Source organism: Grimontia indica (assembly GCF_000333895.2).
Classification (GTDB): Bacteria; Pseudomonadota; Gammaproteobacteria; order Enterobacterales; family Vibrionaceae; genus Enterovibrio; species Enterovibrio indicus.
In genome coordinates this window covers 54,841-68,295 of the sequence record NZ_ANFM02000025.1, presented here as the reverse complement: position 1 = coordinate 68,295, position 13,455 = coordinate 54,841, and the positions used below count along the sequence as shown (strand labels likewise).

Sequence of the window (13,455 nt, the reverse complement as noted above, 5' to 3'; positions counted from 1 at the left end):
TTGATTTACGTTTTCGTTTGAAACGATGAAAAGGTCATTTGATGAATAGCCAAAGAATTAACGATTCTATGAAAATGATTTAATTATTTTCTCGACAATTCTCTGACAAGATTTACCGTCACCATAAGGGTTATGTGCGCGACTCATTTTTTCGTAGTCGAATTCGTTGGTAAGTAAGTTCTCTACAGCTTCGATGATTCTATCTTTATCTGTACCTACGAGTTTTACTGTACCAGCCTCTACCGCCTCAGGACGTTCTGTTGTGTCTCTCATAACCAACACAGGTTTACCTAATGAAGGCGCTTCTTCTTGAATGCCACCGGAATCAGTGAGAATGATGTGAGCTTTGTTCATCAGATAGACGAAAGGTAAATACTCCTGAGGTCCAATTAAATGAACATTACCAATGCCTTTTAGTATGCGGTTGACTGGCTCTCTCACATTAGGATTTAGATGGACAGGATAGATGATTTGGCTATCTGGGTAGCGAGTTGCGATCTCGGCAAGAGCTTCACAAATTCGCTCAAATCCACCTCCAAAGCTCTCGCGGCGATGCCCAGTAACAAGGATCAGCTTTTTGTCGTCATCTAATTGAGGAAAGACAGCCGCAAAGGTATCGCTGAGATCCTGATCATTCTCAAGCTTTTCTTTAACAAGAAACAACGCGTCGATGACGGTATTCCCTGTAACAGAAATACTCTCTGCATTGACTCCCTCAGAAAGTAGGTTCTTTTCAGATGTTTTCGTCGGTGCAAAATGAAGCGATGTTATTGCACCGGTGAGTTTCCTGTTTCCTTCCTCTGGCCAAGGAGAGTAAATGTTACCTGTACGAAGTCCCGCTTCGACATGTCCTACAGCAATTTGCTGGAAGTATGCTGCCAGACTCGCTGAAAGTGTCGTAGCCGTATCACCATGCACAAGGACAATATGTGGTTTGAAGGACTCTAATACGGGTTTGAGGCCAGAAAGAATATTGCCTGTAACTTCATAAAGAGACTGCCCTGGCTTCATCACATTTAGATCAAAGTCTGGTTTAATTTCAAATAAATCAAGAACCTGATCAAGCATTTCTCGATGTTGTGCCGTAACGCATACCTTAGCCTCAACACCCTCAGCTTTACTGAGCTTGTGAACAAGTGGCGCCATTTTAATCGCCTCTGGGCGGGTACCAAAGACAGTAAGTACCTTAATTGTAGCTGTCATATACATTCCTTAGCTTGCTGTGTTTCCATACGCATAGCGAGAGTATTCAGAGTAGGTATGTGTGCCTTTCTTTGGTTGTGGGACTTGGTTTATTACTACGCCATCAATTGATATTTGATGCTTTGTAAATAAGGATATGGTGTGCTTGTACACTGACTTGCTTGTACTATTGGCTTTGAGAATGAGCACAATACCCTTGGTCAATTTCCCGACGATAAATGCATCTTTCACTGGCAAAATAGGCGGCGTGTCAAAGATGATGCGATCGTACTTTTCTGCCAGCTTTTCAATGAGATTCTGGAAAGAGGCACTGCTAAGAAGTTCCTGTGGATTGGCAACAATTAACCCTGCTGATAGAACATCTAGATTGGTTCCCTCTATGCTTGTAATACAGTCATTAGGTGATGCATTCATAACCAGAATATTCGTCAGTCCAGGATGGCTTTTAGCAAGTCCAAAACGCGTTCCCACCGAAGGCTTTCTTAAATCACAATCAATCAGCAACACCTTTTCGATACTTGCAAAAGATTGAGCAAGACTCACTGCGGTTGTCGTTTTTCCCTCTCCTGGAACGGAAGAAGATAGTGCCAGTAGTTTCCTATCAGTCTTTGGCATACTCAGGTAAAGCGATGTTCGGATAGAGTCAATTGATTCTTGAAATGCTGCAAATTTACTGTTGCTAAAAACTGATGCATCAATGTGATTAAGTTTATATTCCTTAGCTCTTACTAAAGGGAGTATTCCAGTTGGTAATAAGCCAAGTTTGTTTTCAAAATCTCTTGCAGAAGTGATGGTGTTGTTAAAAGCATCTAGGCAAATGATGACTATAATGGCAAAACTAAAACTAACGGCAAATGAAAAAAGGACGATAAGTTTACGATTTGGTTTAAAAGGGAGTTGTGGTAATAAGGCATAATCACTAAAGCGTGCATTAGCGGCACTAAAATTACTTGTAGCTGAAGTCTCTTTTTGGCGAGTTAAAAAGAGGTCATACAGTTTCGCGTTACTTTCTACTTCTCGCTTGAGCGCATCATACTCACTCTTTATAACACTCAGTGATTGAAACTCTTCTTTCTTATTTAACAGTTCACGTTTTAAAAGTAGTTCTTGATTTATCGCGCTAGATAATTCCTTCTCGAATCCACTAATTAACTTGAATACTAGCTTTTCCGCTTGTCGTTGAACTGACACGAGTCTCGCATTAGCTTGTATCATTTTGTCATGTTTTGGACCATAACGCTTTGAGAGTTGACTGACTTCCTTTTCGGCCTCTGATTCAGCTAAACGAATGTCACGCACTTGGGGATGATTGGAAATGAGCGTATTTGCACTAAGGGTAACTATATCGGCGTTGGAGCTACTTTTCAGCGCGTTATAAAGTGCTTGAGTTTTGGTTCTCCGCTCCGTTACCTCTGCAATTCGGTATGTTAAATTCTCAATCTCATTACTGGTCAAGGCAGAAATTCCGCTATCATCAATGAGTTCTTGACGCTGAAGAAAGTTAACCAAAGCTTGCTCTGACGAATTCAGGTTCTGTTTAAGTTCTGATAGTCGCTCGTTTAGCCATCCATTTGCTTTATCAGTGGCGAGAAGCTGGGATTCGAGGTTGTTCTCAATAAATGCATGGCCCACAGCATTAGCGATATGAACAGCGAGCTCTGGATCCTGTGAGTCAAATGAAATTCTAACAAGTTGCGTCTTTCGAATGGGGGATATTGTGAGTCTAGATTTAAACGCCTTTAGTATTTTAAAATTTTTGTTTTCTTTTTCTAATTCTGGATCAATGGCCGCTTCTGTTTTTGATGAAAAGAAAGAATCAATTACAGGATGCGAGCGCAACCAACCTTTGACTTGCTCTTTAAAGCCAGGCTCACTGTTTGCAGCGATCGATGGGTTAAACTCCTCAATCTGGCTAAGTTGCAACTTGTCGATAACGCGTTGTGCGACTTGATTGGACTTTAGTATCTCGAATTGCGTGAGATAATATTCGTTTGCACGACTATCTATGCCAACGACTTCTTCTATAGAAATAGCGTTAGCTTGTTGCGACTCAATAAGGAGGGTTGCAGTTGCTCGATAAGTAGGCGTAATAGATAACGCTACGAGAGCTGCAATCGCTGTACAGAGTAGTGTAAAGAAGAAGATAGAAAGCCAGCGTTTCTTGATTAAATGAATATAATATCCAATATCAATAAGTTGCTCTTGGTGTGCTGAAGTTTCATTTGCGTGAGCTGACATTATTTAGTCCATCTTAAATACAGTTTTACTCTCACTATCGTGAGATATTTATATCGACCAAAGCCCGACAAAGACGGGAATTAAAATTTCATAGTTCAGGAATATGAGCCAAATCTTGTATACCCTCTTGAGGGGTAATTAATTCAGCAGAGGCACTGGCGCTAGAAGAAGCTCTGTTCAATAACAATGATGTCTCCAGGTGAGACCATATGAGAAAGACTTACCCGGTTTTTAGGTTCATTTTTATCTTCGCGAGTAATGTAGATACTTTTCCTTGCAGCCCGCTCTGTAAAGCCCCCGGCAAGTGCAATCGCCTTGTCTACAGTAAGGCCAGGTTGATATTCATAGCCGCCAGGCTTTTTGATTTCACCATTAACGAAAATACTCCTGAAACCAACAATTCCCACACGAACTTTAGGCGAAACGAGGTAATCGCCCTTTAGACCTCTGATAATTTCAGCCTTTAGCTGCTCGGTCGTTTTGCCAATTGCCATTAATTGACCGAGATAGGGGTAATCGAATTCGCCACTGCTATCGATATACAACTCTTCAATGGTTAGCTCTTCCTCGCCATATACGATGATTTGAATTTTGTCGCCCGCGCCAATGGTGTAGTCGTTACCACTAGCGAGAGCACTTAAAGGAAAAGCGAGGATAAAGGTGAACGTAGCGAGTAAGCGATAGATGTGTGTCATTTGAACAGCAATCCTTTGAAAAATCAGAACACCAGATTAGTGCCGAGGTACCAAACATTTTGGCTGTAGCGGTTGGTGTCAATCGAAGAGTCATTGTCTTCATATCGCCAGCCGGCAGTAATTTCAGTATCTTTCCTGAACGCATATCCGAGGTAGAAAGAGGATCTCAGTAGGTCGTCTTCACGGGAGCTCTGTGAATAGTCATCGTTAATGATGTCGAATGCGATGTTGCTGTATACACGCGATAGCCAGAAGTGTTTCCAACTAGCGGCAAAACTGGTTTGATTGATGAAGTTGTTGCCTTGATCCGGGTCGATGGCGCTCTGAGCAGCAGACAAAGCAATCGTTGAATAGGTAAGGGGTTCCCAAACAACATCTAAATCCCAACTGAAGCCATTGAAGTCCTCCCTGGCATCATCTTCGTAGTTCTTGTCTTGTAAGCCCAATCTTAGCTTGCCGGTTGTCTTACCCGTGATATCCCATTTAGTACCGACCAAGATATAAGCATCAAGATTATCCTGTGAACTACCACTGACGGGGTCACCAAGCTTGTACCGACGATCAGCTAAATCCACTTCTAACAAAAGCTCTGTGGCTGGAAAGATCTGGTAGTAAAACGCTAGTGCGCCGGCGATTTCATCGTAGTCTTTAAACTTGGTGCTCAAAGCAACAAAGCCCGGAGCAGTGAGGTCGCGATAATTGTTATATTTTTTGTTTTCGTACCTTAAATTGGACTCTAGTCGTCCTGTCGCGTCTTCTGCACCGTATACATGGGTAATGTTTGCGTTGTGGAGAGAGTATTTAACAGGTTCAGTGGCAATAGTTGTAAGCTGGTCACCTGCCAAAATACCTGTACCGCGAGCTTCGTGAGATTTTAAGTACGTGTAGTTAAAACCAATCCCACTTCTTTGGCTGATCTGGACAAAATTGTTTGTCGTGAAAGCGTGGTCGAGAAAGTCGTCGACGTCACTGTCAAAATAGTTCCCGGAAGATAGTTGGTACGCAATCTGGTATTGGTTCCCGTTGCGGTCAGATTCAAACATTACGCCTGGTTTAGCAATCAACGCGCTGGATGACTCAGGGCTTTCAGAAGGTGAATAGCGACCGACGTTGTCGTTGTATTCATAATAAGCTTCAAAGAGTGGGGTGATTTTAATCCCTGACTCTGTGGTGTACCCATTATCTTCATTAGCGACTACCCAACTGCTAGTACTTAACAAAGCCAAAGCAATGAGTGTTTTCTTCGGGCTGTTCATTTTCATTCCTTTAGTAGGCAGTCTTTCCGGTAAAGCCTTTGAATACGGTTTTAAAGATGATTTTTAGATCAAGCCAGGTTGACCATGACTGAATGTATTTGATGTCAAACTCAACGCGCTTCTGCATTTTTTCTAAAGTATCTGTTTCGCCGCGGTAGCCGTTAACCTGCGCTAAGCCAGTGATTCCTGGTTTCACTTTGTGTCGCAGCATGTAACGATCAACGATGGTTCGATATTCTTCATTGTGCGCGACAGCATGCGGACGAGGACCAACGATAGACATACGGCCCTGCAACACATTGATAAACTGTGGAAGCTCATCCAGCGAGGTTCTTCGAATAAATGCCCCAAAGGGTGTGATTCTTGGGTCATTTTTTGTGGCTTGCTTGACGATAGAGCCGTTGTCCATTGTGCTCATTGAGCGGAATTTCCAAACCTTGATTCGGCGACCATCCAGCCCGTAGCGGTATTGTTTAAAAATGATTGGGCCCGGTGATGAAAATTTGACGCCGATGGCAACACCGATGAGTACTGGGCTGATCAGTAGAATTATCAATGAAGCAAGTACGATATCCTGTGCGCGTTTAAACCAACCATTGGTACCGTAGAAAGGGGTGTCATGAATACTGATCGTCGGTATATTTCCAATCGCGCTTAATCGAGACTGGATAAGGTTGTAGACAAAGAAATCCGGTATCAAATAGGTATTTGCAGTGGTATCTGAAAAGTCTTTCAGATACGCAGTGATACGTTCATTTGCCTTCAGTGGCATGGAAATGTACACATGCTGGGCGTCACCGCTTTTAACAAGCTCTAACGCTGAAGGAACATTGCCTTTAAATGGGGCTGGAAGATTGTCGATATCTAGACGGCTGGCTTCCCTATCATCATAAAAACCGCTCACTTTGATGCCGAGTTCAGGGTGCTTTATCAATTGGTGAGCAAGTCGAATACCATTCTCTGTCACCCCTATGATAATGGCTTCTTTCTTATTATATCCGTAATCGCGCAGTTTCTTTAAAGTCTGTTTGGCAGCATATCGCCAAGTAATAAGTATTACTGGTGTGGCTACTAACCAAACGCCAGTAACAACACGTGAATAATCTGTGCTTGTTTTAGTAAAGAAAGCCAGAAAAACTAACGCAATAAAAGTAATAAACCACGCCTTACTGATACTTAGCGCTTCCTCCCTAAAAAGATGAACTCGCCAAGAGCGATAGAGTTCATTTTTCTCCGCTATGAGCATGTATACCAAAATGGCATAGCTTCCCAATAGTAAATCTTTTTGAATGAACTGATTGGTATAGGACGTAGATATTACGTAAAGTGTCAATAAGATAATAAGACAGTCAATCGTTCTATATAGAACATGTAGTGCGCCGTAGTTACTATGTAATTTAAGAGTGGAATCCATTTTCTCTGACCTTAGATAACTAATCGATGATCCATCGTTGGCTTGTGATTTTCGACGCTACCGCCCTTGAGTGTCGTTCCCAAAGTACGAAATCAAAAGAGATGCTTATTGATTGTTTTGATAATAATTAGATTTCCCGCGTCATAAGTTTGACGCAGTAAAAGTTGGCAGGATATTAACATCAGAAATTCACGGGTTTACATAGATATTGAGTGTTGGATTTGACAATAAGTCATTCGTGCGTGATGCCACACAAATGAATGTAAATAACATATTGGACAGTAAATATATTACGGCTCATAACAAAAAAAAACGAATATAAGTGATAGTGCTAACAATAAGATAATAGTTCAGCAAACTGCTAAAACATTATTATTGTTAAGGTATTAGATGTGAATTCGGTTATTTTACCTATTGACTAGGTTATTACTCTGACTAGTGATAACTTTGTAATATATAAATAGCACCTTTGTACGAAGTGAAAGAAGTCGAAACTAATTTTGGTTAAGTTGATCGCGACCGTATGTGCTATTTATGTAGGTGATAGGACTGTATCTGGGGCTGCGGTAAAGAAAAAAGGCTTTCCACTTGGGAAAGCCTTTATTTAACGATAATAGTTTAGGCTTAAGCCTTTGCGTAAGCCTCGTTATGAACAGCTGCCACAGCTCGACCAGATGGGTCTGCGCTGTTTTTAAAGCTCTCATCCCACTCAATCGCTTTGGCGCTTGAACAGGCGATTGATGGGCCGCCTGGTACACATTCTGCTGCTGATGGCAGTGGGAACAGCTCTTCAAAGATCTCACGGTAAACGTAAGCTTCTTTGGTTTGTGGTGTGTTGTAAGGGAAGCGGAAGCTGGCTGATTCCATTTGCTGGTCAGTAACTTTCTCTTCTGCAACAGCACGCAGAGTATCAATCCAGCCGTAGCCAACACCGTCCGAGAACTGCTCTTTTTGGCGCCATGCGATTGAATCTGGCAGGTAGTGCTCAAAACACTCACGCAGGATGTGTTTTTCCATCTTGCCGTTGCCACACATCTTGTCTTTCGGGTTCAGGCGCATCGCAACATCGATAAACTCTTTATCGAGGAAAGGAACACGACCTTCCACACCCCATGCCGCCAATGATTTGTTCGCACGGGCACAGTCAAACATGTTCAGAGCCAGCAGTTTACGCACAGTCTCCTCATGGAACTCTTGAGCGTTTGGTGCTTTGTGGAAGTACAGGTAGCCACCGAAGATTTCATCTGCACCTTCGCCGGACAGTACCATTTTGATGCCCATGGCTTTGATTTTACGACCCATCAGGTACATCGGCGTGGATGCACGGATAGTTGTTACGTCGTAAGTCTCAATGTGATAGATAACATCACGAATAGCATCAAGACCTTCCTGAATGGTGTAAGTCATTTCGTGGTGAACAGTACCAATTTTCTCTGCCACTTCACGAGCGGCTTTCAGATCCGGCGCGCCTTCCAGGCCAATCGCAAAGGAGTGAAGCTGAGGCCACCATGCGGCGCTCTTGTCGTCATCCTCAACACGCATTGCGGCGAAACGTTTTGCCACTGCTGAAGTGATAGATGAGTCCAAACCGCCCGACAGAAGAACACCGTATGGTACGTCAGTCATCAGCTGACGCTTAACTGCGGCTTCCAAAGCTGCTGTCAGTTCTTCTTTGCTTGAGGTGTTGTTTGCAACGGCTGCGAACTCATTCCAATCACGGACATAGTAACGAACAGGCTCTGCATCTTTAGAACCGTAGCTGCAACCGGGAGGGAATTCGCTGATGGTTTTACATACTGGAACCAGCGCTTTCATTTCAGAAGCGACATAGTAGTTGCCGTGCTCATCATAGCCCTGATAGAGAGGAATGATACCGATATGGTCGCGGCCGATCAGATATTCGTCTTTTTCTTCATCGTAAAGTGCAAAAGCAAAAATTCCGTTTAACTCTTCGAGAAGGTCAGCACCTTTGTCCTGATAAAGAGCCAGAATCACTTCACAGTCTGAATCAGTTTGAAAATCGTACTTGCCTTCGTAACGTGCACGAATTTCTTTGTGGTTGTAGATTTCGCCGTTAACCGCCAATACTACTTTGCCATCTGGGCTATAGAGAGGTTGGGCGCCAGAGTTAAGGCCAACAATGGCCAGACGCTCGTGCGCAAGAATAGCGCGATCAGATGAATAGATACCAGACCAGTCTGGGCCACGGTGGCGTAGTTTCTTCGACATTTCCAACGCACTTTCTCGGAGTGCGGTTGCATCTGACTTAATATCCAGAATGCCAAATACAGAACACATAAATCCCTCTCTAAACTTCCTGCTGCCGCCTTTCAAAGGCGCGTTTTATTTTGTGTTGTGTCCAATTTGCCAACTTGAATAAAAAAAGCAAGCAACAACGAGAAAAAAAATATCAAACTTAGTGTGTGGTTAGAAATAATTTATCAAATACGGCATTTAGGTGAATGATGGCTAGGTGGTGATTAAAAAAGCGCCAATTTCAAGTGTGAAATGGCGCTTTAAAAAGGTTAGGAGGCAGAAAGTAAACCTAGTGTGGCATATGCTCTTTTACATGTCGGGCGAAGCCAGAGCCTGCTTCTCGGTAAATGTTATAGGCCTCATTAACACCAAGCGCTTTGAGCTGTTCCAGTTCATCAGCATAACGTGCTATAGCCGCCACTCTGCCTTTATAGTTGAGCTGGTTGATTTGCTCCATTGCGATGGTATTGGCATGACTGTTTGGCATTGCCAACAAGATTAGTTCAATTTGCTTTGAAGAAGTTACCCGAGACCAGAAGTCTGGGTCCGTTGCATCTCCGAGAATGACGTCGCGCCCTTCACTGCGGTGGCGCTCAACGGAATCCTCACGTGCTTCGATACCAAGCACGGCTTGTGGGTAATCATCCGACAGTTCGTCGTAGGCACCAGTGCCGATACGTCCCATTCCAAGGATAACGACTCGAGCGTTACCCAAGCTGATAAGTTGGTCGTTGTGGTGCAGCTTATTCGGGTTGGGGTCGTGAAGCTTGTCAGACGCATAGGCGTAAATTCTATGGCTGAAGGTGTTGAGAGGTGCAGCCAAAACGAAAGACAAAGAAACAGCAATGGCAATCGCCACTAATACGCTGCCAGGCATGATGCCCATCTGGTAGGCGATACCGCCAACGATCAAACCAAACTCACTGTAGTTAAACAAAGTCAGGGTAGCGAAGAGCGAAGTGCGTACGCGGAATTTAAACCCGCTGAAAATAAAGTAATACAAAAGGCCTTTAAGCGGCAGAAGGAAGAGAAGTATTACTGCGATGAAAAAGCCTTGAAGTGTCGGTTGTTCTGACAGGCCAATGTTCAAGAAAAAACAAACCAAAAAGAGTTCTTTTAGGTTGAACAAGGACTTTGCCATTTCAGACGCGCGGGCGTGGCCTGCCATTAACATCCCCAGAATAAGGGCACCTAGGTCTGGCTTCATACCAACCGCATCGAACAAACCAGCCCCGGCAACTAGCGCAAGAAATACAGCATAAAGCACCAATACTTCGCCGTGCCCCGCGCGATCTAATAGCTTGAAAAGGATAGGGCGAGCCAATGGTAATGCGAAGAGTAACAGTGCTTCAACACCCGGCACTTTACCTGAGGCAATCGTTAAGAAAATCACGGCAAAAATATCCTGCATGATGAGGATACCAATCGCGAGTGTGCCGTAGGTTGCGTTCATCTCACCTTTTTCTTGAAGGGCTTTGATGGCAAAAACGGTGCTGGAAAAGGAAAGTGCGAAAGCAATCAGAGCAAGGTCATTTAGATTCAGACTGGCAAAGGTCGACATGCCAATAGCTTTCAAGGCCACCAAGCACAGAGTAAAGAGGGCAGTGGTTGCCATGTTATGGAGCGTTGCTCCGAGCCAGATTTCTTTGTTCAGTAGGGATTTGACATCGAGCTTCAAGCCGATCGTAAACAGCAATAGGGTGACACCGAGATCTGCCAGAGTTTGAATCAAAGGCGTACTTGTGTAACCCGCTGCATGCAGGGCAAAGCCAGCGATTAGAAAGCCAACAAGAGGTGGCATTTGACAGCGGAGCATAAGAAAGCCGCTGATGAATGCGACCGCAATAATGACTAAATCCATAAACCTGTAAACGTCCTAGAAAGAAGGTGAGAGCTGAAAACGGAAATGTTGAGTATCAACTCTGAAAAGTTGGTAGCAATGATAAAACAAAGGCAACGCTGGTCACCAGCATTGCCTTTGTAACATTTTGCAAACTATGCGCTTAATTCAGCATCAGTTTTGTTTTTAGTCTTCCAGCAGTTTTTGAAGCAACGCTCCGTTCAACATAGCACGCTTAACCAGAGCGAATGCGCCGAGTGTTGGCGTTGAAGAGAGCCCTGCCGCGACGATAGGGAGATTCTGATGGAAGGTACGCAGAGATTGGTTTTCAATACAACGTTGAATCGCTGGGAAAACAACGCTCTTCGCTTCCGTGATTTCGCCTGAGATAACCACTTGTTGAGGGTTAAACAGGTTGATGGTCATGGCGATCGCTTTGCCAAGATGGTTACCCACTTTCACCAGAACCTGACGTGCCAGCTCATCGCCCGCCACAGCAGCACGGCAGATGTCTGATACGTTCAAATCTTTCTTGCCTTGTAACATGCTGTCGTGGCCTTGGGCCAATAATTGTTGAGCATGTTCTATGATCGCAGGGTTGGAGGCAACGGTTTCCAAACAGCCAAAGTTGCCGCACTGACATTTCTTGCCGAGCGGATCAATTTGGATGTGGCCAATCTCGCCTACGTTACGGTTATAGCCTAGAAACACCTGACCGTTAACGATAATACCTGCACCTGCACCGTTATGAACACTCACCAGCAAGGTGTCATAGTAATTTTTACTCACCCCGAAATAATGTTCTGCCAATGCTTGACCACGGGTGTCATTTCCAATGAAACACTGCACGCCAAACTCATCACGAATTAAGTCACTCAGCGGTAGTTTATCAATCGTAATATGTGGCATGTATTCAACGATACCCGCTTCAGCATCGACGAGGCCTGGCAAGGAAATGGCCACCGCAATCAGCTCTCTGACGACATCTTGGTTTGAAGCAAGGAAGGTATGAAGTTTGTAGATCAGCCCTTCAATCAGTGTGTCCTGATTAGGGTAGTGGAATGGTTCGTCATGCTCTGCCAGCGGATTACCAGCGAGGTCGAACAAGGTCAGTTCGATGCGATCACGTCCAAGGCGGACGGCCAACGAGTGAAAAGGTGCACACTCGGTGGTCAGCGATATGGCTCGTCGGCCACCGGTGGAAGCCTGTTGCGCGACTTCTTTGATTAAGCCGCGCTCCAGTAACTGGCGGGTGATTTTGGTAACACTGGCTGGTGCAAGGCTGCTTACATCAGCAATTTGGATTCGAGAAATCGGCCCTTGTTGGTCGATGAGTCGATAAACGGCGGCACCGTTTAGCTGTTTAACCAGATCTACGTTACCAATTTGTCCGCCTGTCATAAGTTTCCTAATTCAATGTGTATTCGCCGTTAACCACAGTCGCTTTGACATTGAATTCACGGTCGAACACGGTCAGGTTGGCCACATATCCTTGTTTGATAGCGCCAAGCTTGTCATCCATGCCGATTGCACGTGCAGGATACAAGGTTGCCATGCGTACCGCTTCATCCAAAGCGATGCCTACATGTTCGACAGAGTTCTGTACTGCTTCAATCATGGTCAATGCCGAACCGCCAAGCGTGCCATTTTCATCAACACACTTACCATCTCGGTAATATACTTTCTTGCCAACAAAAATAAAGTGATCCATGTCTGCTCCTGCAGGCGCTGCTGCGTCGGTAACAAGAACAAGTTTTTCACCCTTGAGTTTGTGTGCAATGCGGATGTTTGCATAGTCAACGTGGAAACCGTCTGCGATAACACCGGTGTAAACCTCTGGTGTATCGTAGATTGCACCAACCATTCCTGGCTCACGACCTGCGATTGGGGTCATTGCGTTGAAAAGGTGAGTCGCGAACGTAATACCTGCTTTGAAACCTTCGCGTGCTTCAACGTAGCTAGCGTTGGTATGACCTGCTGATACCACGATGCCAGCTTTTGCCAGCTTTTCGATGTGTTCAGAAGGAGTTAGCTCAGGTGCCAGCGTGACTTTCGTTACCACGTCGGCGTTAGCCGCGATGAAGTCAATCATGGCATCATCAGAACGGCGGATGTAATCCACGCTGTGAATGCCTTTTTTAGCAACGTTCAGGTAAGGACCTTCCAGGTGCAGGCCAAGCGCTTGGTTAGCGTACTGCTCTTGGTAATCACGAATCGCACTGACAGATGCCTTCATATCTTCGTCAGAAGATGTGATCAGGGTAGGCAGGAAGCTGGTGCAGCCAGACTTGAGGTTTGCCAAGTGCATCGTGCGGATGGTGTCCGCAGTCACTTCGTCGTTGAACATTACACCGCCACAACCGTTCAGTTGCAGGTCGATGAAACCAGGAGTCAGGAATGCGCCGTCCAATGAACGGGTCTCAATGCCCTCTGGCAAGTCGTTTTCTGGGCAGATGTTCTGGATCAAGCCGCCATAAACGACAACGGCATGACTATCCAGCACTTCGCTACCGGTGAAAATTCGGCAGTTTGTCAGTGCGTACATGAATACTT

General features: G+C 44.7%; 9 protein-coding genes. All 9 read right to left on the bottom strand.

Annotation, left to right across the window (positions count from 1 at the left end; translation table 11 throughout):
- Positions 1-66: 66 nt before the first annotated feature.
- The gene (wecB, locus tag D515_RS14545; protein ID WP_002539598.1) at positions 67-1,203 is read right to left on the bottom strand and encodes a non-hydrolyzing UDP-N-acetylglucosamine 2-epimerase; all 1,137 of its coding nucleotides are present in this window, start codon (positions 1,201-1,203) and stop codon (positions 67-69) included.
- 9 nt (positions 1,204-1,212) lie between these two features.
- Complete coding sequence (locus tag D515_RS14540; protein ID WP_002539596.1) at positions 1,213-3,441, bottom strand: GumC family protein; 2,229 nt, start codon at positions 3,439-3,441, stop codon at positions 1,213-1,215.
- A gap of 161 nt (positions 3,442-3,602) precedes the next feature.
- On the bottom strand, positions 3,603-4,136 hold the full coding sequence (locus tag D515_RS14535; protein WP_002539594.1) for a polysaccharide biosynthesis/export family protein: 534 nt from the start codon (positions 4,134-4,136) through the stop codon (positions 3,603-3,605).
- Between the two features lie 23 nt (positions 4,137-4,159).
- The gene (locus D515_RS14530; RefSeq protein WP_002539592.1) at positions 4,160-5,392 is read right to left on the bottom strand and encodes an outer membrane beta-barrel protein; all 1,233 of its coding nucleotides are present in this window, start codon (positions 5,390-5,392) and stop codon (positions 4,160-4,162) included.
- A 10-nt stretch (positions 5,393-5,402) separates the two neighbouring features.
- Entirely contained in the window at positions 5,403-6,806 is a 1,404-nt protein-coding gene (locus D515_RS14525; RefSeq protein ID WP_039850131.1) for an undecaprenyl-phosphate glucose phosphotransferase, read from the bottom strand.
- A 624-nt stretch (positions 6,807-7,430) separates the two neighbouring features.
- Entirely contained in the window at positions 7,431-9,104 is a 1,674-nt protein-coding gene (gene asnB / locus D515_RS14520) for an asparagine synthase B (protein WP_002539589.1), read from the bottom strand.
- Between the two features lie 247 nt (positions 9,105-9,351).
- Positions 9,352-10,923, bottom strand: coding sequence for a cation:proton antiporter family protein (locus D515_RS14515; RefSeq protein ID WP_002539587.1), 1,572 nt, complete (start codon positions 10,921-10,923; stop codon positions 9,352-9,354).
- 165 nt (positions 10,924-11,088) lie between these two features.
- On the bottom strand, positions 11,089-12,303 hold the full coding sequence (gene nagC / locus D515_RS14510) for a DNA-binding transcriptional regulator NagC (protein WP_002539586.1): 1,215 nt from the start codon (positions 12,301-12,303) through the stop codon (positions 11,089-11,091).
- A 7-nt stretch (positions 12,304-12,310) separates the two neighbouring features.
- A complete protein-coding gene (gene nagA / locus D515_RS14505; protein WP_002539585.1) occupies positions 12,311-13,447 on the bottom strand; it encodes an N-acetylglucosamine-6-phosphate deacetylase in 1,137 nt (378 codons plus the stop codon).
- Positions 13,448-13,455: the final 8 nt, after the last annotated feature.

Coding starts and splice junctions, on each gene's coding strand:
- wecB (WP_002539598.1), bottom strand. CDS start 1,203: ATGACAGCTACAATTAAGGTACTTACTGTCTTTGGTACCCGCCCAGAG.
- D515_RS14540 (WP_002539596.1), bottom strand. CDS start 3,441: ATGTCAGCTCACGCAAATGAAACTTCAGCACACCAAGAGCAACTTATT.
- D515_RS14535 (WP_002539594.1), bottom strand. CDS start 4,136: ATGACACACATCTATCGCTTACTCGCTACGTTCACCTTTATCCTCGCT.
- D515_RS14530 (WP_002539592.1), bottom strand. CDS start 5,392: ATGAACAGCCCGAAGAAAACACTCATTGCTTTGGCTTTGTTAAGTACT.
- D515_RS14525 (WP_039850131.1), bottom strand. CDS start 6,806: ATGGATTCCACTCTTAAATTACATAGTAACTACGGCGCACTACATGTT.
- asnB (WP_002539589.1), bottom strand. CDS start 9,104: ATGTGTTCTGTATTTGGCATTCTGGATATTAAGTCAGATGCAACCGCA.
- D515_RS14515 (WP_002539587.1), bottom strand. CDS start 10,923: ATGGATTTAGTCATTATTGCGGTCGCATTCATCAGCGGCTTTCTTATG.
- nagC (WP_002539586.1), bottom strand. CDS start 12,303: ATGACAGGCGGACAAATTGGTAACGTAGATCTGGTTAAACAGCTAAAC.
- nagA (WP_002539585.1), bottom strand. CDS start 13,447: ATGTACGCACTGACAAACTGCCGAATTTTCACCGGTAGCGAAGTGCTG.